The sequence below is a fragment of the Phenylobacterium sp. genome (genome assembly GCF_041916435.1).
GTDB lineage: Bacteria > Pseudomonadota > Alphaproteobacteria > Caulobacterales > Caulobacteraceae > Phenylobacterium.
Genome location: NZ_JAYRZM010000004.1, coordinates 314,212 through 339,372, shown reverse-complemented (window position 1 = coordinate 339,372; position 25,161 = coordinate 314,212). Strand labels below are relative to the sequence as shown.

Annotated in this window: 25 protein-coding genes; 17 read left to right on the top strand and 8 right to left on the bottom strand. The window is 69.3% G+C overall.

Features of this window, described 5'->3' with window-relative positions:
* Window positions 1-25: 25 nt before the first annotated feature.
* Window positions 26-757, bottom strand: coding sequence for a response regulator (locus ACE3TA_RS13115; protein ID WP_374574347.1), 732 nt, complete (start codon window positions 755-757; stop codon window positions 26-28).
* A gap of 199 nt (window positions 758-956) precedes the next feature.
* On the opposite strand from ACE3TA_RS13115, the gene ACE3TA_RS13110 reads away from it, so the two are divergent.
* Window positions 957-4,163: an autotransporter domain-containing protein gene (locus ACE3TA_RS13110; protein ID WP_374574345.1), complete on the top strand. Its 3,207-nt coding sequence runs from the start codon at window positions 957-959 to the stop codon at window positions 4,161-4,163.
* Between the two features lie 17 nt (window positions 4,164-4,180).
* On the opposite strand, the gene ACE3TA_RS13105 is transcribed toward ACE3TA_RS13110, so the two are convergent.
* On the bottom strand, window positions 4,181-5,707 hold the full coding sequence (locus ACE3TA_RS13105; RefSeq protein ID WP_374574343.1) for an aldehyde dehydrogenase family protein: 1,527 nt from the start codon (window positions 5,705-5,707) through the stop codon (window positions 4,181-4,183).
* Between the two features lie 38 nt (window positions 5,708-5,745).
* Window positions 5,746-6,846, bottom strand: coding sequence for a saccharopine dehydrogenase NADP-binding domain-containing protein (locus ACE3TA_RS13100; protein ID WP_374574341.1), 1,101 nt, complete (start codon window positions 6,844-6,846; stop codon window positions 5,746-5,748).
* Between the two features lie 131 nt (window positions 6,847-6,977).
* Here ACE3TA_RS13100 and ACE3TA_RS13095 point away from each other — a divergent pair, with 131 nt between their 5' ends.
* From ACE3TA_RS13095 to ACE3TA_RS13030, 14 genes are all read left to right on the top strand, one after another.
* Entirely contained in the window at window positions 6,978-7,403 is a 426-nt protein-coding gene (locus ACE3TA_RS13095) for an Lrp/AsnC family transcriptional regulator (RefSeq protein ID WP_374574339.1), read from the top strand.
* Window positions 7,404-7,715: 312 nt separating this feature from the next.
* Entirely contained in the window at window positions 7,716-9,644 is a 1,929-nt protein-coding gene (locus ACE3TA_RS13090; RefSeq protein WP_374574337.1) for a methyl-accepting chemotaxis protein, read from the top strand.
* A gap of 61 nt (window positions 9,645-9,705) precedes the next feature.
* A complete protein-coding gene (locus ACE3TA_RS13085) occupies window positions 9,706-11,292 on the top strand; it encodes a methyl-accepting chemotaxis protein (RefSeq protein ID WP_374574335.1) in 1,587 nt (528 codons plus the stop codon).
* Window positions 11,292-11,576, top strand: a complete 285-nt coding sequence (locus ACE3TA_RS13080) for an STAS domain-containing protein (RefSeq protein WP_374574333.1) — start codon at window positions 11,292-11,294, stop codon at window positions 11,574-11,576. The genes ACE3TA_RS13085 and ACE3TA_RS13080 overlap by 1 nt, the downstream gene beginning before the upstream one ends.
* 12 nt (window positions 11,577-11,588) lie before the next feature.
* Window positions 11,589-11,954: a response regulator gene (locus ACE3TA_RS13075; RefSeq protein ID WP_374574331.1), complete on the top strand. Its 366-nt coding sequence runs from the start codon at window positions 11,589-11,591 to the stop codon at window positions 11,952-11,954.
* A gap of 35 nt (window positions 11,955-11,989) precedes the next feature.
* On the top strand, window positions 11,990-14,284 hold the full coding sequence (locus tag ACE3TA_RS13070) for a chemotaxis protein CheA (protein ID WP_374574329.1): 2,295 nt from the start codon (window positions 11,990-11,992) through the stop codon (window positions 14,282-14,284).
* On the top strand, window positions 14,281-14,748 hold the full coding sequence (locus ACE3TA_RS13065; RefSeq protein ID WP_374574327.1) for a chemotaxis protein CheW: 468 nt from the start codon (window positions 14,281-14,283) through the stop codon (window positions 14,746-14,748). Before ACE3TA_RS13070 ends, ACE3TA_RS13065 begins: the two co-directional genes overlap by 4 nt.
* Complete coding sequence (locus ACE3TA_RS13060; RefSeq protein WP_374574325.1) at window positions 14,745-15,632, top strand: protein-glutamate O-methyltransferase CheR; 888 nt, start codon at window positions 14,745-14,747, stop codon at window positions 15,630-15,632. The genes ACE3TA_RS13065 and ACE3TA_RS13060 overlap by 4 nt, the downstream gene beginning before the upstream one ends.
* Window positions 15,629-16,669 carry a chemotaxis response regulator protein-glutamate methylesterase gene (locus ACE3TA_RS13055; RefSeq protein ID WP_374574820.1) on the top strand — a complete coding sequence of 347 codons (1,041 nt, stop codon included), beginning with the start codon at window positions 15,629-15,631 and terminating at the stop codon, window positions 16,667-16,669. The genes ACE3TA_RS13060 and ACE3TA_RS13055 overlap by 4 nt, the downstream gene beginning before the upstream one ends.
* Entirely contained in the window at window positions 16,669-17,058 is a 390-nt protein-coding gene (locus ACE3TA_RS13050; RefSeq protein WP_374574323.1) for a response regulator, read from the top strand. Before ACE3TA_RS13055 ends, ACE3TA_RS13050 begins: the two co-directional genes overlap by 1 nt.
* A complete protein-coding gene (locus tag ACE3TA_RS13045) occupies window positions 17,055-17,618 on the top strand; it encodes a chemotaxis protein CheD (RefSeq protein WP_374574321.1) in 564 nt (187 codons plus the stop codon). The genes ACE3TA_RS13050 and ACE3TA_RS13045 overlap by 4 nt, the downstream gene beginning before the upstream one ends.
* Entirely contained in the window at window positions 17,618-18,016 is a 399-nt protein-coding gene (locus tag ACE3TA_RS13040; protein WP_374574319.1) for a hypothetical protein, read from the top strand. The genes ACE3TA_RS13045 and ACE3TA_RS13040 overlap by 1 nt, the downstream gene beginning before the upstream one ends.
* Window positions 18,017-18,019: 3 nt before the next feature.
* A complete protein-coding gene (locus tag ACE3TA_RS13035; RefSeq protein ID WP_374574317.1) occupies window positions 18,020-18,625 on the top strand; it encodes a response regulator in 606 nt (201 codons plus the stop codon).
* Entirely contained in the window at window positions 18,622-19,095 is a 474-nt protein-coding gene (locus ACE3TA_RS13030; protein WP_374574315.1) for a hypothetical protein, read from the top strand. Before ACE3TA_RS13035 ends, ACE3TA_RS13030 begins: the two co-directional genes overlap by 4 nt.
* Before the next feature lie 21 nt (window positions 19,096-19,116).
* Here the strand turns inward: ACE3TA_RS13030 and ACE3TA_RS13025 are convergent, their stop codons facing one another.
* From ACE3TA_RS13025 to ACE3TA_RS13010, 4 genes are all read right to left on the bottom strand, one after another.
* Window positions 19,117-20,280, bottom strand: coding sequence for a hypothetical protein (locus tag ACE3TA_RS13025; protein WP_374574313.1), 1,164 nt, complete (start codon window positions 20,278-20,280; stop codon window positions 19,117-19,119).
* A gap of 4 nt (window positions 20,281-20,284) precedes the next feature.
* Window positions 20,285-20,689 carry a Zn-ribbon domain-containing OB-fold protein gene (locus ACE3TA_RS13020; protein ID WP_374574311.1) on the bottom strand — a complete coding sequence of 135 codons (405 nt, stop codon included), beginning with the start codon at window positions 20,687-20,689 and terminating at the stop codon, window positions 20,285-20,287.
* A 93-nt stretch (window positions 20,690-20,782) separates the two neighbouring features.
* On the bottom strand, window positions 20,783-21,229 hold the full coding sequence (locus ACE3TA_RS13015; RefSeq protein ID WP_374574310.1) for a hypothetical protein: 447 nt from the start codon (window positions 21,227-21,229) through the stop codon (window positions 20,783-20,785).
* The gene (locus tag ACE3TA_RS13010; protein ID WP_374574308.1) at window positions 21,226-22,254 is read right to left on the bottom strand and encodes a phosphotransferase family protein; all 1,029 of its coding nucleotides are present in this window, start codon (window positions 22,252-22,254) and stop codon (window positions 21,226-21,228) included. Before ACE3TA_RS13010 ends, ACE3TA_RS13015 begins: the two co-directional genes overlap by 4 nt.
* Before the next feature lie 229 nt (window positions 22,255-22,483).
* Between ACE3TA_RS13010 and ACE3TA_RS13005 the strand changes: the two genes are divergently transcribed.
* Window positions 22,484-23,569, top strand: coding sequence for a hypothetical protein (locus ACE3TA_RS13005; protein WP_374574306.1), 1,086 nt, complete (start codon window positions 22,484-22,486; stop codon window positions 23,567-23,569).
* Here the strand turns inward: ACE3TA_RS13005 and ACE3TA_RS13000 are convergent.
* Window positions 23,566-24,051, bottom strand: a complete 486-nt coding sequence (locus tag ACE3TA_RS13000) for a group 1 truncated hemoglobin (protein ID WP_374574305.1) — start codon at window positions 24,049-24,051, stop codon at window positions 23,566-23,568. The genes ACE3TA_RS13005 and ACE3TA_RS13000 overlap by 4 nt on opposite strands.
* 142 nt (window positions 24,052-24,193) lie before the next feature.
* Between ACE3TA_RS13000 and ACE3TA_RS12995 the strand changes: the two genes are divergently transcribed.
* Window positions 24,194-25,156, top strand: a complete 963-nt coding sequence (locus ACE3TA_RS12995) for an AAA family ATPase (RefSeq protein ID WP_374574302.1) — start codon at window positions 24,194-24,196, stop codon at window positions 25,154-25,156.
* Window positions 25,157-25,161 lie beyond the last annotated feature (5 nt).

The following is a 25,161-nucleotide window of genomic DNA, read 5'->3' as shown; positions in this document are numbered from 1 at the left end:
CCCTGCCCAAAGGGGTTGCGAAGCTTCACCCCCGCGCGACCTTCGGCATGAACATGTAGCCGGCCTTGCGGAAGGTGCGGATCAGGCTTTCCGAGCCGTCGCCCAGCTTGCGCCTGACGCGGCTGATCTGCACGTCGATCGAACGGCCGTCGGCCTCGCCGGTGCCCTGCATGGCCTCGGCGAGCTGCTCGCGCGAGAGCACCACCTGCGGCTGGTCGAGGAAGGTCTTCAGCAGCATGAACTCGCGGTTGGCCAGTGGAATCACCACCTGATTCGGCGCAGTCAGGCTGCGGCTGATCGGGTCCAGACGCCAGCCCTCGAAGGTGTACGGCGCGTGGGAGGGCGAGCGCGACAGGGCCGGTTCGCGCTGGCGGCGCAGGACCGCGCGCACCTGGGCGAGCAGTTCGCGCGGGCTGCACGGCTTGGCCAGGTAGGCGTCAGCGCCCAGCTCCAGGCCCACGACCCGGTCGGTCTCCTCGCCCATGGCGCTGTGCATGATGATCGCCGGGCCGTTGCGGTCGGCCAGGCGGCGGCAGACGCTGAGCCCGTCCTCGCCCGGCATCATGACGTCGAGGATCACCACTTCGATTCCCGGCTCTTCGGCCAGGACGCGGTCCATCGCCGCCGCATCCACGGCGGTGCGCACGTGGAAGCCGTGGGTCTTGAGGAATTCGGTGAGCAGGTCGCGAATGCTGGGATCGTCGTCGACGACAAGCACCGAGCCCGCGCCGCCGGTAGGCTGCCGTTGTGTATCCATGGACGCCTCCATGTCAGCCTGGATTGGCCCCCGAGTTTCCAGATTGCAGGCTTGACGCAAGCTCTTGTTACATTTCGCCGCCGCAACATGCGAGCACGTAACGCGACATAGCGCCCGCGGGCACGAACCCCCACCATCCGGCAAAACACGGGCAATACGCCGCCCCGACCAAGGAACCTCGCAGAAAAGAGGTCCCTGAATGCGGCGTCCGCCCCTGAAACCCGCCCTCGTTGGCCTGTCCTCCCTCCTCATCGCCGCGGAGGCCCACGCCGAGACGGACATCACCTCGGCGCGGACGACCGCGGTGGCCACATCCACCGCCAACGACGGCGCGGCCGACGACGTGGTGATCTCCTCGGCCGGATCGGTGAAGCTCGACAGCGGCGTAGCCGTCACCCTGGACAGCAACAATTCGGTCAGCAACGCCGGCACGATCGAGATCGAGGACGCCGACGACTCGGTGGGGGTGAAGATCCTGGGCGGCCTGAGCGGCAGCTTCATCAACTCCGGCACGATCACGGTCGACGAGACCACCACGATCACCGACGACGACGGCGACGGCGACTACGACGGCCTGTTCGCCACGGGCTTCAACCGCTTCGGGGTGTGGGTGACCGGCGACCAGCCGTTCACCGGCACGATCACCAACTCCGGCTCGATCACCATCGAAGGGCAGGACTCCGCCGGCCTCCTGGTGGAGACCAATCTCGTGGGCTCGATCGCCAATTCAGGGGCGATCACCGTGACCGGCGACCGCTCGGTCGGCCTGCGCACCACCGGGACCGTCTCGGGCGACGTGGCGATCACCGGCGCGATCGCGGCGAAGGGCGCGGACGCCCAGGCCGTCGACCTGCAGGACGACATCGGCGGGGCCCTGACCATCCAGAGCAGCGTGACCGCCACCGGCTACCGCTCGACGAGCCGCTCCAGCGACACCTCGGTGCTGGAGGCGCTGGATTCCGACGACCTGCTGCAAGGCGGAGCCGCGGTGAGCGTGAGCGGAAATGTCGCAGGCGGAATCCTGCTGGACATCCCGCCCACCGACACCGACAGCAGCAACGACGACGAGGACAACGACGGGGTCGACGACGCCGACGAAGGCACCGCCGCCGTCTATTCCTACGGCGCGGCCCCGGCGATCCAGATCGGCTCGGCCAGCCGCGACATCACCATCGGCGACGTCGGCGACGGAACCGAAGCCTACGGGCTGGTGATCAAGGGCAGCGTCGGCGCCTACGGCGTCTATGACGGCGTGCCGGCGGAGGCCGTGCGCATCGGCCTGGACGGCGGCGGCTCGGTGGACATGAGCGGCGGCGTCACGGTGAGCGGCAGCATCCTGTCGAACGCCTACGCCGCCGACGCAATCGCCCTGCACCTGAACTCGGGCGCGATCGTTCCGGAAATCCGGGTGGACGGGGCGATCAGTTCGTCGATCACCGCCGAGGACCACTACACCGCCGCCGGGATCGTCATCGAAAGCGGCGCGACCGCGGGCTCGCTGATCAACGCCGGCGCGATCACCGCCAGCGTGGCCGGCGAGACCGGCGACGCCATCGCCGTATGGGACAAGTCCGGCACGCTGAACCGCGTGGTCAACGTGGGCTCCATCACCGCGGCGGTCACCGCCACCGACGACGAGAACGACACCGACGACGCCGACACCGACGCCTCCAACGAGGTGGTCACCGGCCGCGCCATCGCCCTGGACCTGTCGGCCAACACCACCGGCGTCAACCTCGTGCAGTACGGGCAGCTCAGCAACGACGACGGAACCGACACCGACGGCGACGGGGTGGACGACGTCGACGAGCCTTCGATCGTCGGGAACATCTACCTGGGCTCCGGCGACGACCTGGTGCAGATCCTCAACGGGACGGTGACCGGCGACATCGCCTTCGGCGCCGGCTCCAACATCTTCGAGATCGACGGCGGCGCGTCGGTGAAGGGCGCCATCACCGCGACGGGCGGCGCCCTGGCCCTGTCGATCGGCTCCGGCGGCCTGACGGTCACCAACACCGGCCAACTGAACCTGACCAGCCTGAACCTGGGGTCGGGCTCGACCCTGATGCTCGCGGTCGACCCGGACAACGGGACCTACAGCTTCCTCGACGTCGCGGGCGCCGCGACCATCGCCGACGGCGCCAAACTCGGCGTGCAGCTCGATTCCCTGCTGAACGGCAGCGCCACCTACACCCTGATCCAGGCCCAGTCGCTGACCTCGGGGGGGCTGGATTCGAGCCTGCTGGGCGACATCCCCTATCTCTACAACGCGGCCCTGATCACGGACACTACGGCCGGGACGGTGGACCTGACCCTGTCGCGGAAGAGCGAGACGGAGATCGCCCTGCCGGCGGCCACCTCCGCGGCCTACGAGCCGATGATCACGGCGGCGAACCTGGACACCGAGGTGCGCGACGCCTTCCTCGCCCAGACCACGCGCTCGGGCTTCACGAGCGTCTACAACCAGATGCTGCCCGACCACCAGGGCGCGGTGACCGAGCTGGTCTCGGCTGGCGACAAGGCCGTGACCCGCGCCGTCGAGGACCGCCAGGGCCCGGACGGCGGCGGCTTCTGGATCGAGCAGACCGCGGAGGCCGTGCAGCGCGACGACAAGGCCGACGATCCGGGCTACGACGCCTGGTCGCTGGGCCTGGTGGCCGGGGCCGAGACCGGCCGCTTCCCCATCGGCGTGGTCGGCGTCACCCTGGCCGGGAGCTCGGGGCGCGTGGAGAACGGCGACCACGTGGACGGCGACTCCATGATCGTCAACATGTTCGAGGCCGGCGGCTACTGGCGCAAGGTGAACGGCGGCTGGGCGATGAACGCGCGCGGCGGCGCCTCCTGGGTGGGCGTGACCAACCAGCGCGCCATCGCCGTCTACGACGACGACGACAACCGCATCCTGTTCCGCAACACCAAGGGCAAGTGGTCGGGCGCGGCGCTCACGGGACGCTTCTCCACCGGCTACGAGGCCCGCTTCGGCCGCTACTACCTGCGCCCGACCGCCAGCGTCGACTACCTGTGGCTGAGGGAGGGCGGCTACACCGAGAGCGGCGGGGGCGATGCGGTCGATCTCGTCGTCGAGGACCGCACCTCCCACCGCCTGGACGGGTTCGTCGGCCTGACCGGCGGCGCCCGCTTCGGCGAGGACGGCTGGTGGGGCCCGCAGATGGAGGTGGGCTGGCGCACCATCACCGGCAAGAACGGCGACACCATCGGCCGCTTCGTCTCCGGCACCGACGACTTCACGCTGCTGGCCGACGAGGTGACGGGCTCGGGCGCGGTGATCCGCGGCGCGGTGAAGGGTGAGGACATCGGCGCGGCCTTCGCCGTCGAGGGCGGGGCCGAGATGCGCAACGACCTGGCGATCTACGACCTCAGGCTGGCCGCGCACTTCCGCTTCTAGGCTGGCCGGCGCGCCCCTCAGATGTCGAACACCACGCCCTGGGCCAGCGGCAAGCTGGTTCCATAGTTCACGGTGTTGGTGGCGCGGCGCATGTAGGCCTTCCAGGAATCGGAGCCGGCCTCGCGCCCGCCGCCGGTCTCCTTCTCGCCGCCGAACGCGCCGCCGATCTCCGCGCCCGAGGGGCCGAGGTTCACGTTGGCGATGCCGCAGTCGGACCCTTCCACCGAGACGAACCGCTCGGCCTCGCGCATGTCGAGGGTGAAGATCGCCGAGGACAGGCCCTGCGGCGCGGCGTTCTGCAGTTCGACGGCCTGGGCGAGGTCGCGGTATTTCATGACGTAGAGGATGGGCGCGAAGGTTTCGCGCAGGACGACGTCGGCCTGGCCCGGCATCTCCACCAGGGCCGGGCGCGCATAGGCCCCGCCCCCGTCCGCGATCGGCCCGCCGCCTGTCACCACGCCGCCCGCCGCGCGGGCCTCGTCCAGCGCCCCCATCATCGCGCCGAGCGCGGCCTCGTCGATCAGCGGGCCGACCAGCACGCCGGTGGCGCGGGGATCGCCCACGCGCACCGAGGCGTAGGCCGCCTTCAGCCTGGGCAGGAACGCGTCATAGACGTCTTCGTGGACGAACAGGCGGCGCAGCGTCGTGCAGCGCTGGCCCGCCGTTCCCATGGCGGCGAAGGCCACCGCCCGCAAGGTCAGGTCCAGGTCGGCCGAGGGGGCGATGATGGCCGCGTTGTTGCCGCCCAGCTCCAGGAGCGCGCGGGCGAAGCGCTGGGCCAGGCGCGGCCCGACCGCGCGGCCCATGGCCGTCGAGCCGGTGGCCGAGACCAACGGGACCTTCGGATGGCCGACCAGCGCCTCGCCGACCTCGCGGCCGCCGATGATCACGCTGGACAGCCGCGCCGGCGCCTCGGGGCCGAACTTCGCCGCCGCCCGCTCAAAAGCGGCCTGCACGGCGAGCGCCGTCAGCGGGGTCTTCTCCGACGGCTTCCAGACCACGGCGTCGCCGCAGACCAGCGCGAGCGCGGCGTTCCACGACCAGACCGCCACCGGAAAGTTGAAGGCCGAGATCACCCCGACCACGCCGAGCGGGTGCCAAGTCTCCATCATGCGGTGCTCGGGGCGCTCGGTGGCGATGGTCAGGCCGAACAGTTGGCGCGACAGGCCCACGGCGTAGTCGCAGATGTCGATCATCTCCTGGACCTCGCCCAGGCCCTCGGAGACGATCTTGCCCGCCTCCAGGGTGACCAGCCGCGCCAGGTCCGCCTTGGCCGCGCGCAGCTCCTCGCCGAGCAGGCGCACCAGCTCGCCGCGCCGGGGAGCCGGAACCTTGCGCCAGGCCAGGAACGCCTCGTGGGCGGCCTCGACGATCCGGGCCGCCCCGTCGGGCGTCGCATCATGCACGGCGGCGATCGTCTCGCCGGTGATCGGCGAGCGCACGGGCCGCGAGCCGCCCACGCGCAGGGCGGGGGCGACGCCGAGGCGCTCGAGAACGGCGGCGGCTTCCGCCGCGGCGGAAGCGATCGGGGTCTGGATCGTCATGGGCGGTCTCGAATGTGAAATCGGGCTCGAAGGCGAGGTCAGGCGGAGCGCAGCACGGCGTCCTGCGCCGCATAGTATCGCCCGAAGCGGTTGTTCAGGAACTTGTCGAGGGCGATGTCCTCCTGGCGCACGAAGCCGCGCGCCGGCAGTTCGCCCTCGGCCAGCATGTCCAGCACCGCGCAGATGGCGCCGGCCGTGGTCACCTGGATCGCGCAGCGCAGCACCCCGCCGATCACCTGGCCGTAGATGCGGTTGACGTAGGTCTCCTGCATCAGCCGGCCCTCGCGCAGGCCGCTGACGGTGACAAAGACGATGACCACGTCCTGCATGGTGGCCGGCACGGCGTTTTCCAGGATGTCCTTCAGGAGCTCGCGGCGGTTCCTCAGGTTCAGGTCGTTGAGCAGCGCCTTCATGATCGCCGCGTGGCCCGGGTAGCGGATGGTGCGGTAGTTGAGGTTGCGCACCCGGCCCTCCAGGGTCTGGCAAAGCGTGCCCAGGCCGCCGGAGGTGTTGAAGGCCTCGTAGGTCACCCCGTCCAGGGCGAACTCCTCGCATTCCTCCAGCGCCGGAACCTCGCGCAGGCGGCCGTTGACGATCGCCTCGCACGGCTCGCAGTACTCGTTGATGACCCCGTCCGTGCTCCAGGTCAGATTGTAGTTCAGCGCGTTGGACGGATAGCGCGGCAGGGCGCCCACGCGCAGGCGCACATCGTGCAGCTCGTCGAACTTGCGGGCCAGGTCGGCGGCCACGATGGTGATGAAGCCAGGGGCCAGGCCGCACTGCGGGATGAAGACGGTGTCGGAGGTCTCCGACAGCTCCTTGACCACGCGGCTGGAGGCCACGTCCTCGGTCAGGTCCAGGTAGTGCGCGCCGGCGGCCCTGGCCGCCTGGGCCACCCGCGTGGTCAGGTGGAAGGGCGCGGCGTTGACCACGGCGAAGTGGCCCTTGAGCTTGGCGGCCAGCGCGTCGACGTCGTCGATCGCCAGGGCCAGCCTGCGCGCACGGGTGCGCGGATTGAGAGCGGCGAGCTGGTCGTTCGACTGATCGACGACCGTGACCTCGTAGGCGCCGGACCCGGCCAGCAGATCGACGATCGTCGATCCGATCTTGCCCGCGCCGACGACGGCGACCTTGCGCATCGAGACATCCTCCCTGGCCGATGAGCGTTCGCCCCAAGTCTCCGCGCCGGAGATGTCGATTTCAATTGTCGTTTCGGCGATATGCCGGCACAATTTCGTCGTTTCGTAGGCCCATATCAGCGATACGCCGGATGGACGACATCGACCAACACCTGCTGGCGCGCCTTCGCGAGAACGCCCGCGCGCCGGTGGCCGAACTCGCCCGCGCGCTCGGCCTGTCGCGCACGACGGTGCAGAGCCGCCTGGCGAGGCTGGAACGCACCGGCGTGATCGCCGGCTACGCCGTGCGCCTGTCCGAGGCCGTGGAGCGCGGCCTGATCCACGCCTATGTGACGCTGACGGTTGAGCCCAAGCAGGCCGCGGCGGTGATCGCGGCCATGCGGCGCATCGCCGGCGTGCGCCGCCTGCAGTCGGTGAGCGGCCCGTTCGATCTGATCGCCGCGGTGGAGGCTCCGTCCGTGGAGCGGATGGATGCGCTGATCGACGAAATCGGCGCCATCGGCGGGGTGGAGCGCACGAATTCCTCCATCGTGCTTTCGACCAAGCTCGACCGTTGATTGAGCGGTCGCCGCCGGGTTGATCCTAGGCGCCCAAAACCTGCGCCATATCGACGCACGGCCCGCACAACGCCTTGAAGAAGAACACGAAAAACTCGGCCCGAACGCCCCGGGACGAGGGTTCAGGTAACCATTTCTTCAACGCGTCGGACCTAGCTCTCTGAAGGTCGCTGACGGGCTGGACCCGCGTCGGCGCACCCTCCAGGCGGAGGGATTCGGCGGCGCGGCAGGGCGCGCGCGACGGGGCGTTCTGGGACCGAGTGCGAAATCCAATGCGGCGCGCTGCAGCGCTGCCGCGAACGGAGCAGAGCAATGCTGTTCAACAATCTGAAGATCTCGCGAAAACTGGCGATCAGTTTCGCCGCGATCATCCTGACCATCTGCGGCATGGGCGCCGTCACCCTGGTCAATCTTCATGCGCTCGATCAGGCGCGGCAGGCCACGGCCAACAGCCGCGACACCATGATCGCCCTGATCAACGCCAAGTTCTACCTGTCGCGTCAGGAGAACAGCTTCCGCGGCTTTCTGCTCAGCCTCAATCCCTACTACACCGAGCGCGCCGACAAGCACCGGGCCAACTTCAAGGCGCAGATGAAGCGCCTGCGCGAGCTGGCCGACAACAATTCCGAGGTGGAGGCCAAGGCGGTCGAAGCCGAGGCGGCGGCCGACAAGTGGTTCGACCAGATCGTGGTGGCGGGCGCGAAGCTGGCCACCGACCCGGCCACCCACCAACAGGCCGTGGACCTGGTCGGCCCCGACGGCGTCGCCGACGGCCTGATCGCGCCGGCCGAGGACGCCATGGAGGCGATCCTCGAGATCGAGACCAAGCACATGGCGGCGATCAACGCCGAGCAGAAGGCGACCGCCCGCACGGCCTACACGGTCATGCTCTCCGGCATCGCCGTGGTGATGCTGATCGCCATCGTCTTCGGCTGGATGCTGACCCGCGCCATCGCCCGGCCGGTGTCGGTGATGACCCGCGCCATGCGCCGCCTGGCCGACGGCGACCACGACGTGGAAGTGCCGGCCGCGGGCCGCAGCGACGAGGTGGGCGAGATGGCCGCCGCCGTCACCGTCTTCAAGGACGCCGCGATCGCCAAGCTGCGGCTGGAAGGCCAGACGGTCGAGCAGCGCCGCGCCGCCGAGGCCGAGCGCGCCCGCAACGAGGCGGCCAAGGCCGCCGCCGCCGAGGCCCAGGCCAAGGTCGTGCACAGCCTGGCCGACGGCCTGGAGCGCGTGAGCCAGGGCGACCTGACCACCCGCCTGGGCGACGAGATTCCCGAGGAATATCTGAAGCTCAAGAACGACTTCAACGCGGCGATGAACCAGCTTCAGGACGCCATGCGCGTGGTCGCGTCCAACGTCGCCGGCATCCGTTCGGGCATCGGCGAGATCACCCAGGCCTCCGACAACCTGGCGCGGCGCACCGAGCAGCAGGCCGCCAGCCTGGAGGAGACCGCCGCCGCGCTCGACGAGATCACCGCCACGGTGAGGAAGACCGCCGAGGGCGCCAAGCAGGCCTCCGGCGTGGTGGTGGCCACCCGCACCGACGCCCACGCCTCCGGCGAAGTGGTGTCGAGCGCCGTGGACGCCATGAGCGGCATCGAGCAGTCCTCGCGCCAGATCAGCCAGATCATCGGGGTGATCGACGAGATCGCGTTCCAGACCAACCTCCTGGCCCTGAACGCGGGGGTCGAGGCCGCTCGCGCGGGCGAGGCCGGCCGCGGCTTCGCCGTGGTCGCCTCCGAAGTGCGGGCGCTCGCCCAGCGCTCAGCGGAAGCGGCCAAGGAGATCAAGACCCTGATCTCGGCGTCGAGCGAGCAGGTGGAGGCCGGCGTGGACCTGGTCGGCAAGACCGGCGAAGCGCTGGAGCGCATCGTCTCCCAGGTGGCGGAGATCGACTCCCTGGTTGCCGAGATCGCCGCCAGCGCCCAGGAGCAGGCCACCGGGCTTCAGCAGGTCAACACCGCCGTCAACCAGATGGACCAGGTGACCCAGCAGAACGCGGCCATGGTCGAGGAGTCGACCGCCGCCGCCCACGGCCTCAACAGCGAGGCCGACAGCCTGGCCAATTCCGTGGGCCGCTTCCGGCTCGGAGAGCCGCCCGCCGCGTCGCGCGCCGGCCCCCGTCCGGCGACTCCGTCCCAACCCCGGCCGACGCCGCAATTGCGCACCACCGCGGCGACCGGATCGGCGGCGCCAAAAATGGAGCCTGAGGCCGACGGTTGGGAAGAATTTTGAAACCAAATCGCAGAGCAATTGGGCCGCAGTTTTCGGGGCCTGATTGCGTTGGGGGCGGGCGATGAGTGTGCAAGAGGCGCCAGTCGATGATCTTCGACTGGAGCGTCATCTGGATTTTCTGCGGCTTGACGGCCAGGCGAGGAGCCGTCTGGCTGAGTTGAAGCCGAAAGTCGACGCCGCGTTGCCCGCCGCGATCGACGCGTTCTACGCGCATCTGTCCCAGTTCGAAGAAACGCGTACGTTCTTCAAGGACCCGGACCACATGAAGGCCGCCGGGCGGCGGCAGGTGGAGCATTGGGGGGCCATCGCCAGCGGCCGCCTGGACGAGACCTATGCGCGCAACGCCACGCTGATCGGCGAGACCCACGCCCGCATCGGGCTGGAGCCGCAGTGGTACGTGGAAGGCTACGGCCTGATCATGGAGCATCTGCTCCGCTCAGTGCTGCAGCAGGCCTGGCCGAAGGGCTTCGGCGTCAACGCCCGCGAGCGCGACAAGGTGCTCGACGGGGTCGGCGCCCTGGTGAAGGCCGCCCTGCTCGACATGAGCCTCGTCCTGACCGTCTACCAGACGGCCTCGAACCGCCGCTATCGCGCCGCCCAGGCCGAGCGCGAGCGCCTGCAGCAGGAACAGTCGATCGTGGTCGACGGCCTGAAGTCGGGCCTGTCCCAGCTGGCCGGCGGCGACCTGACGGTGCGGATGTCGCAGATCCCGGACGCCTACGCCCAGGTGGGCGAGGATTTCAACGAGGCGGTCGCCCACCTCGACGACTTCATGGGCGCCATTTACGCTAACGTCGAAGCGATCCGCGGCGGCGCCGGCGAGATCGGATCGGCGGCGGACGATTTGTCGCGGCGCACCGAACAACAGGCCGCCAGCCTGGAAGAAACCGCCGCCGCGCTCGACCAGATCACCGCCACCGTCAAACGCGCCAGCGCCGGCGCCCAGGAGGCCGACGAAGCGGCCCGCTCGGCCAAATCGGAGGCCGAGGAAAGCGGCAGGATCGTCAACAGCGCCGTGGCGGCGATGAGCGCCATCGAGCACTCCTCCGACCAGATCAGCCAGATCATCGGCGTGATCGACGAAATCGCCTTCCAAACCAACCTCTTGGCGCTGAACGCCGGCGTCGAGGCGGCCCGTGCGGGCGAGGCTGGCCGCGGTTTCGCCGTGGTCGCTTCTGAAGTCCGCGCGCTGGCGCAGCGCTCGGCCGAAGCCGCCAAGGAGATCAAGACCCTGATCACGGCGTCCAGCGAGCAGGTCGAATCCGGGGTGGATCTGGTGGGCCGCACGGGCGAGGCGCTGGGCCGGATGGTCGAGAAAGTCGGCCAGATCAGCAAGCTCGTCTCCGAGATCGCGAACTCGGCCAAGGAGCAGGCCGAGGGCCTCGGCCAGGTCAACACCGCCATTAACGAAATGGATCAGGTCACTCAGCAGAATGCGGCCATGGTCGAGCAATCGACCGCAGCCAGTCATTCGCTGGAGCAAGAGGCCGAGATGCTGGTCCAGGGGGTCGCCAGGTTCCGCGTGTCGAACAACGTCGCCGCCACGGCGCCGGCCGGCCGGCGCACGACGACCGTCCTGAAGACGGCGGGCGGCCGCGGCCTGTCCGCCGCGAAGCGTCCCCAGGTCCAGGAATGGGAGGAGTTCTGATGACAGACGACGTGCAAGCCGCCGCGACCGTCAGCCTGCCGGCCATCCTCGATCTCCAGGCCGCCGATCCGCTGCGCGCGGAGATCCTGTCCCTGCGGGGCCGCCCGCTCGACATCGACGCATCTCAGGTCTCCCGGCTGGGAGGGCTTTGCCTGCAGGTGCTTCTTTCCGCACGCGCGACGTGGGAGGCCGACGGCCTCTCGCTTCGCATCGACCAACCTTCGGACGCCTTCATTGAACAGATGGCGGCGTTCGGAAACCCCGACGTTCACGTCCAGGCCTAAAAGGGGGCATCCGTGACCAAGACCGTTCTCACCATCGACGATTCCCGCACGATGCGGGAAATGCTGAACCTGGCGCTCGCCCAGGCCGGCTATCGCGTCATCCAGGCCGTCGACGGCGTCGAAGGGCTGGAAGTCCTCGCCGCCGAGGGCGCGGACGTCGTGATCACCGACATCAACATGCCCCGGCTCGACGGCTTCGGCGTGATCGAAGGCGTGCGCGCCGACCCGACGCACCGCGCCACCCCGATCCTGGTGCTGACCACCGAAAGCGACGCGACCAAGAAGGATCGCGCCCGCAAGGCCGGCGCGACGGGCTGGATCGTCAAGCCGTTCAACCCGGAAAAGCTGATCGACGCCGTCCGTCGCGTCGCCGCCTAAGACCGTCCGAAGACCGCAAGTAATCGGAGCACGCCGTGGATCCGCTCGAGAGTATCAAGGCCACCTTCTTCCAGGAGTGCGATGAGCTCCTGACCGACGCCGAGCAGGGCCTGCTCGCGATGGAGGCTGGCGACTACGACTCCGAGACCATCAACGCGGTGTTCCGCGCGGTGCACTCGGTGAAGGGCGGCGCCGGCGCCTTCGGCCTGGAAGACCTGATCCGCTTCGCCCACGTCTTCGAGACGGTGATGGACGAGCTGCGCTCGGGGAACATGGTGTTCACCGACGACGTGGCGAAGATCCTGCTGCGCGCGTCCGACGTGCTGGCCGACCACGTCCAGGCCGCCCGCACGGGCGGCTCGGTGGAGGAATCGCGCTCCGCGCCGATCCTGGCCGAGCTCCAGTCGCTGATCGGCGACGAAGGCATGCTGGACGACGGCGACGGCGGGCTCGACGGCGGCGAGATCGACTTCACCCCCGTGACCCTGGCGATCGAGGACGAGCCCGCGGCCGAGGCGGCCGCGCCGGCGGCGGAGGAAGCGCCCGCCACCAACGCCTGGAAGATCGTCTTCAAGCCGCGCACGGAGATGTACGCCAAGGCCAACGAGGCCGGGCTGGTGCTGCGCGAGCTGGGACGGCTGGGCGCCATGCAGGTCGAGCTCGACCAGTCCGAGCTCCCGCGGCTGGACCAGTTGTCGGCCGAGCACGCCTATCTGTCCTGGACGATCCGTCTGGAGACCGCGGCCGACGAGACGGCGATCCGCGAGGTCTTCGAATTCGTCGAGGACGACTGCGACCTTTCCGTCGAACGCGAAGGCGGCCCGGCCGCCGCCGACCTCGACCTGGCCGCCATCCTTTCCAAGGCCCAGCAGGACACGGACGAACCCGCGGCCGACGCGGCGCAGGAGCCGGAGGCCGAATCCGCCGAAGCGGTCGCCGAGGCGGCCGAAGCGGCGGCCGGCCTGGACGTGGCCGCGCTGATCGCGCGCGCCCAGGCGGCCGGCCCGGTCGTCGAAGCGCCGCCGCCCGCCGCCCCGGCGCAGGCCTCCTCGCCCGCCCCCGCCCCGAAGAAGCCCGCCGCCGCGCCCGCCCCGGCCGCGGCCGGGGCCTCCTCCGCGCCGCCGCCCCAGACCACCATCCGCGTGGACCTGGACCGCGTGGACCGCCTGATCAACGCCGTCGGCGAACTGGTGATCCAGCAGGCGATGCTGTCCCAGCGCGTCATCGAGAGCGGCCTGGCCCGCTCCTCGGCCATCTCCCTCGGCCTCGAGGACCTGGAGCTGCTGACCCGGGAAATCCAGGACAGCGTGATGGCCATCCGCGCCCAGCCGGTGAAGTCGGTCTTCCAGCGCATGCCGCGCCTGGTGCGCGAAGTCGCCGACATGACCAACAAGCGCGCCCGCCTGGTGATGGAGGGCGAGAACACCGAGGTCGACAAGACCGTGATCGAGCGCCTGAGCGACCCGATCACCCACATGCTGCGCAACGCCATCGACCACGGGCTGGAGACGCCCGAGGAGCGCGAAGCCGCCGGCAAGCCGCCCGAAGGCACGGTCAAGCTGGCCGCCCTGCACCGCGGCGGGCGGATCGTCATCGAGGTGAGCGACGACGGCAAGGGCATCAACCGCCAGCGCGTCCGCGGCATCGCCATCGACAAGGGGCTGATCGCCGAGGACGCCATCCTCACCGACGACGAAGTCGACAACCTGATCTTCCTTCCCGGCTTCTCCACGGCCGAGACCGTGTCCGACATCTCCGGCCGCGGCGTGGGCATGGACGTGGTCAAGCGCTCGATCCAGGCGCTGGGCGGACGCATCTCCATCAGTTCCGAGCCGGGCAAGGGCTCGAAGTTCACCATGTCGCTGCCGCTGACGCTGGCGGTGCTCGACGGCATGGTGCTGTCGGCCTCCGAGCAGACGCTGGTGGCGCCGCTGAGCAACATCGTCGAGAGCCTGACCCCGCGCAGCGAGGACGTGCACTACATCGGCGGCAAGGACGCGGTGATCCGCATCCGCGACACCTTCGTGCCGCTGATCGACGTCGGCGTCTCGCTCGGCTACCGCGACGCGGCGATCGATCCGCCCACGGGCGTGGCGATCCTTGTGGAGAGCGAAGGCGGCGGCAAGGCGGCCCTGCTGGTCGAGGCGATCCAGGGCCAGCGCCAAGTCGTCATCAAGAGCCTGGAGGCCAACTACCAGCAAGTGCCCGGCGTCGCTGCGGCGACCATCCTGGGCGACGGGCGCGTGGCCCTGATCCTGGACGTGGACGCCCTGGTCTCCAACAACCGCCGCAAGGCGGGCCGTCCTGAAAAACGAATGGCTGCAGCATGAACGATCCCATCAATCCGGGCGCCGGAACCCGGCGCGAGCTGATCGCCTTCCGCATCGGAGACCAGGAATTCTGCGTCGACATCATGTCGGTGCGCGAAATCCGCGGCTGGACGCCGGCCACCCCGCTGCCGCGCACGCCCAGCTTCGTGAAGGGCGTGATCAACCTGCGCGGCGCGGTGCTGCCGATCATCGACCTGGGCGCCCGCCTGGGCCTGACCACCTCCGAACCGACCGCCCGCCACGTGATCATGGTGGTGATGGTCGGCCAACGGACCATGGGCCTGCTGGTGGACGCGGTGAGCGACATCATCAACCTGACCGACGATGCGGTTCAGCCGACGCCGGACGTGGCCTGCGACACGGTGCGTGAGTTCGTCAAAGGCCTGTTCGCCATCGACGGACGCATGATCAGCCTGATCTCGCTGGACAACGTCCTGCCCGAACTCGAAGCCGAGGCTGCATGACGACGTCTACGGCCGATCCTCGTCACAACGGCTCTGGAAAGGGCCTCGTGGACGGAGAGTTCCTGCTAACCACAGAGGACTTCCGGAAGATCGCGCACATCCTGCACAGCCATGCGGGCATCTCCCTGAGCGAGGGCAAGGCCGCGCTGGTCTATTCGCGCCTGGCCAAGCGTCTGCGGGCCAACGGCCTGCGCAGCTTCCGCGAATACTGCTCCCTGATCGAGGGCGCCGAGGGCATTGACGAGCGCCAGGCCATGATGGCCGCGCTGACCACCAACGTGACGCGCTTCTTCCGCGAGCCGCACCACTTCGACCACCTGCGCGACAAGGTGATGCCCGAGCTGGCCGCCCGCGCGCGGGCCGGCGGGCGGGTGCGCCTGTGGTCGGCCGCCTGCTCCAACGGCCAGGAGCCCTACTCCATGGCCATCACCATCCTGTCGGCGCTGCCGGAAGCCGCCGACCTGGACGTGCGCATCCTGGCCACCGACATCGACCCGAACATGGTCGCCGAGGGCAAGGCCGGGATCTATCGCGAGGACGCCGTCGCGCCGATCCCCATGGAGCTGCGCCGCCGGTGGCTGGAGAAGGCGCCGGGCGGCGACGGCCGCTGGTCGGTCGCCCCGGCGCTGCGCCAGCTCGTCAGCTTCCGCGAACTCAACCTGATCGGCGACTGGCCCATGCGCGGCCGGTTCGACGTCATCTTCTGTCGGAATGTCGTGATCTACTTTGACGAACCCACGCAGGAGCACGTCTGGCAGCGCTTCGCCTCGGTGATGACGCCCGGCGCCACGCTGTACATCGGCCACTCCGAACGCGTCGCCGGCCCCGCCGCGGCCCTGTTCGAGACCTCCGGCCTGACCACCTATCGCATGAGGGCCCGCTGATGACCGTCCGCGTCCTCATCGTCGACGACTCCGCGACCATGCGCAGCCTGATCGCCGCCACCCTGCGGCAGGACCCCGAGATCGAGGTCCTGGGCTTCGCCAACGACCCGCTCGAGGCCCGCGAGGCCATCAAGAAGCTCAATCCCGACGTCATCACCCTCGACGTCGAGATGCCGCGCATGAACGGCCTGGAGTTCCTGGAAAAGATCATGCGCCTGCGGCCGACGCCGGTGGTGATGGTCTCCACCCTCACCCAGGCTGGCGCGGACACCACCCTGGCCGCCCTGGAGCTGGGCGCGGTGGACTGCGTGGGCAAGCCCTCCGGCGGGGCCACCGCCGCCGAGGCCTTCGCCGACCTGGCGCAGAAGGTGAAGAGCGCGGCGCGTTCCAACGTGCGCCCCTTCGCCGGCCCGGTGAAGCCGCATGAAGGCCACGCCGACTACAAGGCCAACGACTGCATCCTGGCGATCGGCTCGTCCACCGGCGGGGTCGAGGCGCTGATGACCATCCTGTCGGCCTTCCCCAGGAACTGCCCGCCCACGGTGATCACCCAGCACATGCCGGCGGCCTTCACCAAGAGCTTCGCCGCCCGCCTGGACCGGGTGAGCGACGCCCACGTGGAAGAGGCCAGCGACGGCGCGCGCCTGGCGCCCGGACGGGTCTATCTGGCGCCCGGCGGCGAGACCCACCTGGAGGTCGCCTCCAAGACCGCGCCCATGTGCCGCCTCAAGCACAGCGACACGGTGAACGGCCACCGGCCTTCCGTGGACGTGCTGTTCGAATCCGTGGCGGCCCTGGGCCGCCCCGCCGTCGGGGTGATCCTGACCGGCATGGGGCGCGACGGGGCCAAGGGCCTCCTGGCCATGCGCCAGGGCGGCGCGCGGACGCTCGGCCAGGACGAGGCCAGTTGCGTCGTCTACGGCATGCCCAAGGCCGCCCTCGAGATCGGCGCCGTCGAGACGCAGGCGCCCCTGCCTCGTCTGGCCGCCGCAATGCTAAACTTGTGCGCGGCGACAGAGCCGCAAAGGAGCGTCTGATGCCCGCGCCTTCCGCCATCAAGACCTTGATCGTGGACGACCAGCAGACCATGCGATCGCTCGTCCGCACCAGCCTGCACGCCATCGGCATCACCCAGACCCGCGAGGTGCCCGACGGGGAGGACGCCCTGCGCGCCCTGCTGGCGCAGCCGGCGCAGCTGGTGATCACCGACTTCAACATGCCAAAGCTCGACGGCCTGGGCCTGCTGCGCGCGATCCGGGCGCACCCGCCGATCGCCAAGACCGCGGTGATCATGCTGACAGGCCGCGCCGACCGCGACCTGGTGCAGCGGGCGGTGCAGTTCGGCGTCAACAACTACCTAGTCAAGCCGTTCACGACCCAAACCCTGAAAGAGAAGATCGAAGCGGTCTTCGGGCCGCTCACATGAAGCTGGACAACATCTCCAACCGACCGCATCAGCGGATCCACGTCGTCCAGGGCGACCACCAGGTGTCGGGCGATCCCAACACCGTGTTCACCACGATCCTGGGCAGTTGCGTGGCGGTCTGCATGACCGACCCGGTGCGCGGCGTGGGCGGCATGAACCATTTCCTGCTGCCCGGCGGCCGCAACGACGGGGCCGACGAGGGCCGGCGCTACGGCGTCAACCTCATGGAACTCCTGATCAACGACCTCCTGCGCCTGGGCGCCAAGCGCGAGCGCCTGCAGGCCAAGCTGTTCGGCGGCGCGCGCATGTTCGACGGGCTGTCCGACGTGGGCGCGTCCAACGCCGCCTTCGCCGAGAAGTTCCTGCGCGACGAAGGCATCCCCGTCGTCGGCTCCAGCATGGGCGGCGTCGAAGCCCGCCGTGTGCAGTACTGGCCCACCACGGGCCGCGCCCAACAGAGAACCGTCACCGACAACGCCGATCTCGCCGCCCTTCGCCAGCGCAACAAGCCCGCGCCGGTGCCTGCGGCCGTCGACGACGGCGCCGTGGAGCTGTTTTGATGCGAAACGCCGCCGCCGACACCGCTTCGGAGAACATGGTGCATTCACCCGCCCTGCTGACCGCGCTGGCGCGGGAAATGGACAACGCCGGCGACCTGTGCGCCCAACTCGAAGTGCTGGTGTCGCGCCTGATCGGCGAGAGCGGCGGCGACAAGCAGCTGATCATGAGCGAGGCGCAGACCGTCGACGCGCTCACCCAGCACCTGTCGGCCCTGGCCAGCTTCATCCGCGGCCTCTTGGAGGACGGGCTGATGACCGAAGGCGCCTACAACCTCGGCGCCGGGCTGGAGCGAATACCGCTGGCGTCCCTGGCCAATCGGATCGCCACGGAGGTCTACAAGGCGCCCATCGACGAGAAGATCGCCGCCGAGGTCGCTGGCGAGCTGGATCTGTTCTGAACCATGAGCACGTTCGGCCTCCCTCCTGACATCCGCATGAACCTGGAGCGGTCGGTCGTCCTGCTGGTGGACGACAACGCCCAGGCGCTCGATCTCCTGAGCGCGATGTTCCGCGGCTTCGGGGTGCATCGGCAGGTCAAGTCGATGTCGGCGGCCGACGCCCAGCACGTGGTGAAGACCCGCGAGCTGGACCTCATCATCCTGGACACCGCCATGCCCGGCATGAGCGGCTACGACTTCGTGCGCTGGCTCCGGCGCGAGGCGCCGGCCGACGCGCGCTACACGCCAGTGATCATGCTGACCGGCCACGCCGCCCGCGGCACGGTGGAATCCAGCCGCGACTGCGGCGCCAACTTCATCCTGGCCAAGCCCTTCACGCCCGAGGTGCTGCTGCAGCGCATCTACTGGGTGGCCAAGGACGAGCGGCAGATCGTCAGTTGCGACAGCTACGTCGGCCCAGACCGGCGCTTCAAGAACATGGGCCCGCCGCTCGGCAAGAAGGGGCGGCGCAAGGACGACCTTTCCGGAAAGGTCGGCATCGCCAAAGAGCCCAACATGGTGCAGGACGAAATCGACATGCTTATGAAGCCGACCCGGGTGAACCTATGAGCGAAGCGCAGTTCATCAAGGTCCGCTACAAGCTCACCGACCAGATCGCCCGCGAGGGCGGCATGACCGCGGGCCTGGCCACCGAGCGCGCCGCGCGCGAGCTGTCGGCCGAGGAAGAGAAGGCCCGCCAGGCGGTCCGCGTGACCATCGGCAAGCTCGAGACCCTGTGCCGCGAACGCACCGGCACCATGGACAATGTCTACGACCTGTCCACCGAGGTGCTGGACGTCGCCGGCCTCTACGACGACCGGCCGCTGTCGGAAGCGGCCTACGCCCTTTGCGAAATGGCCGACCGCCTGCGCACCCAGGGCCGCGTCGACTGGTCCTCGGTCAATGTCTGCGTCGAAGCGATGAAGGGCATCTGGGCGACGACCGGCCCCACGGGCGGCAAGATCAAGTCGGTGCTCGAGGGCCTCTGGGCCCTGGTCGAGCACATCAAGATGCCGGAGAAGGAAGAGCCGGAAGCCTGACGCCTCCGGCCCTTCGCGGTCTCAGAGCTTTTCTTCGTTGGTGAAGACGATCGTGCCGGAGGCGGCGAACATGCCGCCGACGCCGTGCGCGATGCTGATCTTCGCGCCCTCGACCTGGGCCGGGGCGATCCCGCGCATCTGCCGCACGCTCTCCTGCAGGGCGTACATGCCGTACATGCCCGAGTGCATGTAGCTGAGGCCCCCGCCGTTGGTGTTCAGCGGCAGCTTGCCGCCCGGCTTTCCATCCTTCGGCGGCGCAGTGTTCCGCTCACGGATGAAATCCTTGGCCTCGCCGGGCTTGCAGAAGCCCAGGTCCTCCAGGCCGTAGAGCGGCAGGTGCGCGAAGGCGTCGTAGATCATCAGGTGATCGACGTCCGAGTGCTTGATCCCGGACTCCTCGAAGGCCTTCTTGCCGGAGACGCGGAACGCCTTGGAGGAGGTGAAGTCCTCCATCTGGCTGACCATCGGGGTCTCCACGCTTTCGCCCGTGCCCAGGATGTAGACCGGCTTCTGCGGGAAGTCCTTGGCCCGGTCGGCGCTGGTCAGGATCAGGGCGCCGCCGCCGTCGGTGACCAGGCAGCACATCAGCATGCGGAACGGCCAGGCGATCATCGGCGAGTTCAGCACGTCGTCGACGGTGATCGGGTCCTTGAACGAGGCGCGCGGGTTCAGGGCCGCCCACTCGCGCTGGATCACCGAGACCGTCGCCAGGTCCTCCTCGGTCGCCCCGTAGGTCTTCATGTAGCGAAGCACCGGAATGGTGAACATGGTGGGCGGCGAGGTGACGCCGAACGGCATCTCGAACTGGCCCATCAGGCTCGACGGCGCGCGGGCGAACGCCCCGGCGCCGACGCGCGAGCGGCCGGATTCGCCGTGGGTGATCAGCACGGTCTTGCACAGGCCCTCGTTGATCGCCGCGGCCGCGTGGCGCACGTGCAGCATGAACGAGCAGCCGCCGACGCTGGTGCCGTCGGCGTAGGTCGGCGTGATCCCCAGGTAGTGGGCCAGCTCCACCGGGCTGATCCCGGCGGTGGCGACGCCGTCGATGTCCGAGGGCTTCAGCCCGGCGTCCTTCATGGCGTTGAGGGCCGCGTCCGCGTGCAGGCCGATCACCGACACGTCCGGGATCTTGCCCATCTTGGTGGTCTCGGCGGCGCCGACGACGGCGACGGAATTCTTCTTCATGGCCTCACCCCTTCGCCGGCTGGAACAGCGGGAGCGAGATGTCGTCGCTCTCCTTCTGGAACGTGACCTCCAGGGCCATGTCCAGTTGCAGGGCTTCCGGCGTCTGCGGGCAACCGACGATGTTGGTCATCATCCGCGGCCCCTCGGCCAGCTCCACCACGGCGATGGAGTGGGGCGCCTCGCCCATGTCCCGGCGCGGGCGATGGTTGATCACGTAGCTGTAGAGCGTGGCCTTGCCGCTGGCGGTGTAGACCTCGACCTCCCGGTCGCCGCACTTGGGGCAGAAGGCCCGCGGCGGGAAGTAGCTCTCCTTGCAGGCGGTGCAGCGCTGGAGGCGAAGCTCGCCCGCCTTGCAGCCCTCCCAGAAGTGCCGGGTCTCCGGCGTGGGCTCGGGAAGAATTCTCGTCATCGGCAATCCTCAATGAAATGAAACGAAACCACGATCCGGCGTGAATGCGCCGGCGCGCGCACAGCAGAAGCGACATGGGCGCGATTGTCGAGCCTAGACCGGAGCGCCCTCCAGCCGGCGGCGCTCGGTGGAGGCCACGAGCTCGGCCCAGACGGCGGCCTCCAGCCGCTCGGCGATCTCGCCCTCGGCGGCCTCCACGGCGACCTGCAGTTCGATCAGCGCCGCGCGCAGGGCCGAATTGGACGCCTGCAGCGCCGAGACTCGGAAGTCCTCGTCCTGGCCGGCGGACAGCGCCCACAGCCGCTCGGCCAGCTCGCCCTCGCCCAGGGCGGCCGGCGCCTCGGCCAGGAGAGCGCGCACGGCGCGGTTCTCCTCCACCAGCCGCGCGGCCGCCCGATCCCATTCCTGGGCGGCGATGGCCAGCAGCATGGAGGACATGCCGAGCGCCGAGGCGCGGTCGGCGGGCGCCACGTCCGGGGCGGCGTTGCGCATCATCAGGCCGGAAAGCTCGGCCAGCACGTCTGAGACTGTCGGGTTCATAGCCGCCCCATCACTTGCAGCGCCGCACGGTCCTGGGTGTTCTCCAGCGCCCACGAGGCGTAGACCATGATCGGCTCGCGATTGCCGCCGTCGAGGAAGGCCCGCGCGCTGGACACCCAGATCGCCTGGCCCTTCACGCAGTTGAAGAGCTCCCACCAGTGCAGGTCGTCAGGATCGGCCTTCAGGCCGCTGGCCTTCTCCCACACCGCCACCGCCTCCTCGCGTGGCAACAGCCCCCCGGCCATGCCGGCGCCGAAGCTCCACACCGGATTGAAGCTCCAGCCCAGGTCCTCCAGGGGATCGCCCAGATGGGCCATCTCCCAGTCCAGGATCCCGTGGATACCGCCCTTGTCGTCGTAGAGGAAATTGCCGGTGCGGTAGTCGCCGTGCACGACCGAGATCTTCTGCGCCGGGCGCGGCGGATGGGCCCGCAGCCAGCGGATCGCCGCGCGGATGATCGGCAGGGGCGCGGCCTCGTCGCTGTCGAGCACCCCTTCCCAATAGTCCAGCTCGCGCCGCCAGCAGTCCTGCGGCGCCACCGCCGGCATCACCTCGGTCAGGCCCAACGCCTGGGGATCGGCCTTGGCGATCTCGCCGAGAATCGTCCACTTGCGCTGGCCCAGGGTCTTGAGCGTGCCGATGTAGGGCTCGGTGAACAGTTGGCCGGGCCCGGCCTCGAAACCGGCGATCTCCTCGGCGATGAAGAAGGGGTGGTCGAGCGCCTCGGACTCCTCCTCCAGCCACAGCATCTCCGGCACCGGCACCCCCGTGCCGCGGAAGGCGCGATAGGCCTCGAACTCGATCCGGCGCTCGGTGTCGATCAGGCTGGCGGGCGGGTCGCGCCGCAGGATCAGCCGCCGCATCTTGGCCGCGCCGCCGGGGTCGGTCCAGGTCAGGCGGAAGCGATAGGTTTCGCGCGAGGCGCCGCCGGAAATGCGGGTCAGCCCCTCGACGGCCACGTCCTGGGCCTCGCTCATCTGCTCGGCGATATAGGCGGCCAGGCGCGCCTCAAGCTCTGAGTTCACGCGGCGCCCCGCATCATTGAAATGAAATGGACCATGCGGCGTTTTTCGTCCACCGGATCGGGACGTCAAACCTCACCCAACGGAAGGATTGACCTTACCCGACGTCAGCGAAGAACCCTCTCCCTCAAGTTCTTATCGTTGATCACTTGCATACAGCCGCCGGCCCGGCGGTCGCAATACCGACATCGGATACTCGATAAGATCGCCGCGATCAGGGAGGACGCTGCAGATGCTGACCAAGGCCGACGATTTTCCAATTCACCAGACCCCGGAGCCGATCGCCTATTCCGGCACGGACCGGAATTTCTATGACCGCTACTTCTTCAACGGCTACGCGCCGGACGGCTCTGAGTTCTTCGCGCTCGCCTTCGGCGTCTATCCCCACCTGAACGTCGCCGACGCCCATTTCTCGGTGGTGCGCGACGGGGTGCAGCACTGTCTTCACGCCTCGCGCCTGCTCAACATGGAGCGCATGGACCTGAACTGCGGGCCGATCTCCATCGAGGTGCTGGAGCCCCTGCAGAAGCTGAAGGTGGTGGTCGCGCCCAGCGACGGCATGGCCGCCGAGCTGGTGTTCGAGGGCCGCACCTTCCCCATCGAAGAGCCGCGCTTCATGCGCCGGATCGGCCCGCGCGCGTTCATGGACTACACGCGCCTGACCCAGAACGTGCGCGTCTCCGGCTGGATCGAGGTGGACGGCGTGCGCCGCGAGGTGGCCCAGGGCTCGACGGGCACGCGCGACCGCTCCTGGGGCGTGCGGCCGGTGGGCGCGCCGGACCCGCAGCCCACCGTGCCCGAAACCCTGCCCGGCTTCTTCTGGCAGTGGTGCCCGCTGAACTTCGCCGACCGCAGCGTCTACTTCCACGTCAACGCCGACCCGGACGGGGTTCCCTGGAACACCCGCGCGGTGATCGCCCCCGACGGCGCGGGCCATGGCGGCTTCTACGAGACCGAGACCGCCACGATGGACGAGGTGAAGCTGATCGCCGGCACGCGCCACGCCAGCACGGCCACCCTGAACATCCCGCTCAAGCAGGGCCAGGCCTCGGTGACGTTCGAACCGTTCATGACCTTCTTCATGCGCGGCATCGGCTATGGCGACCCCAACTGGCGCCACGGCGGCTGGAAGGGCGTGCTGGTGGTGGAGCGCCAGGACATCGACCTTTCCCAGGTCAACGTCGCCTCGCCGGAGAACTGGCACATCCAGGCGCTCTCGCACGTGACGCTCTCCCTGCCGGGCGAGGCGCCGATGAAGGGCTTGGGCGTGTTCGAACAGCTCATCGCCGGGCCCTACCGGCCCTACGCGCTGGGCTAGCGGGCCAGGCGCTGCTGCACGGGCGCCAGGCGGGCCAGCAGGCGGTTCTGCGCGCGGGGCGCCACGCCCTCGCGGGTCATGGCCGCCTGCAGGTGCTCCACCAGGGCGGCGAAGTCGTCGTAGGTGGCGCCCCTGCCCTTGCGCGCCAGCTTCGCGTCGCGGTCCTCGAAGGGGCAGCCGCCGCCCAGCACGTAGCAGAGCTCGGCCTTCAGCGCCCGGCGCAGCGCCGCCAGGTCCACGCCCCGCAGGACATGGGCCATGCGCGGATCGCCGGCGCTGTGCGCGACCAGGTCATCGACGATCCGGTCCACCCCCTCGCGCCCATGGAAGGCGGCGAACATCTCCTCGCCGGGGAACGGGGCGGGCCGGTCGTCATCCGCGACCGGCGAGGCCTGAGCCGGCGCAGGCGCCAGGGCGGGAGCCAGCGCGACGGCGAGGACGGCGGCGAAAGGGGCGGCGCGGCGCGCGGGGATCGTCCACATGGCCCTTTCCTGCCCCACGCCGGCAGCCGCGCCAAGCCGCCGCGGCGCCGCGCGCTCTTGCGCCGGGCTTGCGCGGCCTTCACTGTTCGGGCTTTGAAGCGATCCTGGGCGTTTTTCCGCCCGCCATTGAAAGTTTGAGACTTTGACGATTTCGACCACGGCGGCGCGCGGCTCCGCCCCCGCCGACCCGTTCTCCTCCATCGAGGCGCTGATCGGAGGCCTGGCCAGCGTCGGCTACATCGCCTCGCGCCGCATCGCCACGGCCCTCTACATGGCGGTGAACCTGCAAAAGCCGATCCTGGTGGAAGGCGAGGCCGGCGTCGGCAAGACCGAGCTGGCGCTCTCCACCGCCACGCTCCTCGGCCTGCCGCTGATCCGCATGCAGTGCTACGAGGGCCTGGACGAGTCCAAGGCGCTGTACGAGTGGAAGTACGGCAAGCAGCTCCTCTACACCCAGATCCTGAAGGACCGGATGGGCGAGAGCCTGGCCGACGCGGCCACCATGGACGAGGCCATGGAGCGCCTGCACGGCATGGGCGACCTGTTCTTCTCCGAGCCGTTCCTGGAGCCGCGTCCGCTGATGCGGGCCCTGCGCGAGGACGACGGCTGCGTCCTCTTGATCGACGAGATCGACAAGTCCGACGAGGCGTTCGAGGCCTTCCTGCTGGAGGTCCTGTCGGCCTACCAGGTGTCGATCCCCGAGATCGGGGTGATGAAGGCCAAGACCCCGCCGCTGGTGTTCCTGACCTCCAACAACGTGCGCGACCTGGGCGACGCGCTGAAGCGCCGCTGCCTGCACCTGCACATTCCCCTGCCCGAGGCCTCGCTGGAGGAGCGCATCGTCGCCACCCGCGTACCCGGCATCGAGGAGCGCCTGACCCGCGAACTGGTGGCCTTCGTGCAGACCCTGCGCACGCTGGACCTGCGCAAGTCGCCGTCGATCTCCGAGACCGTGGACTGGGCGCGCGCGCTCATCCTGCTGCACGCCGATTCCCTTCAGCCGGAACTGGTGCGCGACACCCTCAACGTGATCCTGAAGTTCGAGCAGGACATCGCCGCGGTGGAGCCGCAGGTGCTTGAGCTGATGCGCAAGCCCCTGGTCTGAGGCCG

Coding starts and splice junctions, on each gene's coding strand:
- ACE3TA_RS13100 (WP_374574341.1), bottom strand. CDS start 6,846: ATGCGCAAGGTCGCCGTCGTCGGCGCGGGCAAGATCGGATCGACGATC.
- ACE3TA_RS13105 (WP_374574343.1), bottom strand. CDS start 5,707: ATGACGATCCAGACCCCGATCGCTTCCGCCGCGGCGGAAGCCGCCGCC.
- ACE3TA_RS13115 (WP_374574347.1), bottom strand. CDS start 757: ATGGATACACAACGGCAGCCTACCGGCGGCGCGGGCTCGGTGCTTGTC.
- ACE3TA_RS13040 (WP_374574319.1), top strand. CDS start 17,618: ATGCGAAACGCCGCCGCCGACACCGCTTCGGAGAACATGGTGCATTCA.
- ACE3TA_RS13065 (WP_374574327.1), top strand. CDS start 14,281: ATGAACGATCCCATCAATCCGGGCGCCGGAACCCGGCGCGAGCTGATC.
- ACE3TA_RS13000 (WP_374574305.1), bottom strand. CDS start 24,051: ATGTGGACGATCCCCGCGCGCCGCGCCGCCCCTTTCGCCGCCGTCCTC.
- ACE3TA_RS13080 (WP_374574333.1), top strand. CDS start 11,292: ATGACAGACGACGTGCAAGCCGCCGCGACCGTCAGCCTGCCGGCCATC.
- ACE3TA_RS13030 (WP_374574315.1), top strand. CDS start 18,622: ATGAGCGAAGCGCAGTTCATCAAGGTCCGCTACAAGCTCACCGACCAG.
- ACE3TA_RS13015 (WP_374574310.1), bottom strand. CDS start 21,229: ATGAACCCGACAGTCTCAGACGTGCTGGCCGAGCTTTCCGGCCTGATG.
- ACE3TA_RS13110 (WP_374574345.1), top strand. CDS start 957: ATGCGGCGTCCGCCCCTGAAACCCGCCCTCGTTGGCCTGTCCTCCCTC.
- ACE3TA_RS13035 (WP_374574317.1), top strand. CDS start 18,020: ATGAGCACGTTCGGCCTCCCTCCTGACATCCGCATGAACCTGGAGCGG.
- ACE3TA_RS13090 (WP_374574337.1), top strand. CDS start 7,716: ATGCTGTTCAACAATCTGAAGATCTCGCGAAAACTGGCGATCAGTTTC.
- ACE3TA_RS13085 (WP_374574335.1), top strand. CDS start 9,706: ATGAGTGTGCAAGAGGCGCCAGTCGATGATCTTCGACTGGAGCGTCAT.
- ACE3TA_RS13005 (WP_374574306.1), top strand. CDS start 22,484: ATGCTGACCAAGGCCGACGATTTTCCAATTCACCAGACCCCGGAGCCG.
- ACE3TA_RS13060 (WP_374574325.1), top strand. CDS start 14,745: ATGACGACGTCTACGGCCGATCCTCGTCACAACGGCTCTGGAAAGGGC.
- ACE3TA_RS13095 (WP_374574339.1), top strand. CDS start 6,978: ATGGACGACATCGACCAACACCTGCTGGCGCGCCTTCGCGAGAACGCC.
- ACE3TA_RS13045 (WP_374574321.1), top strand. CDS start 17,055: ATGAAGCTGGACAACATCTCCAACCGACCGCATCAGCGGATCCACGTC.
- ACE3TA_RS13025 (WP_374574313.1), bottom strand. CDS start 20,280: ATGAAGAAGAATTCCGTCGCCGTCGTCGGCGCCGCCGAGACCACCAAG.
- ACE3TA_RS13050 (WP_374574323.1), top strand. CDS start 16,669: ATGCCCGCGCCTTCCGCCATCAAGACCTTGATCGTGGACGACCAGCAG.
- ACE3TA_RS13020 (WP_374574311.1), bottom strand. CDS start 20,689: ATGACGAGAATTCTTCCCGAGCCCACGCCGGAGACCCGGCACTTCTGG.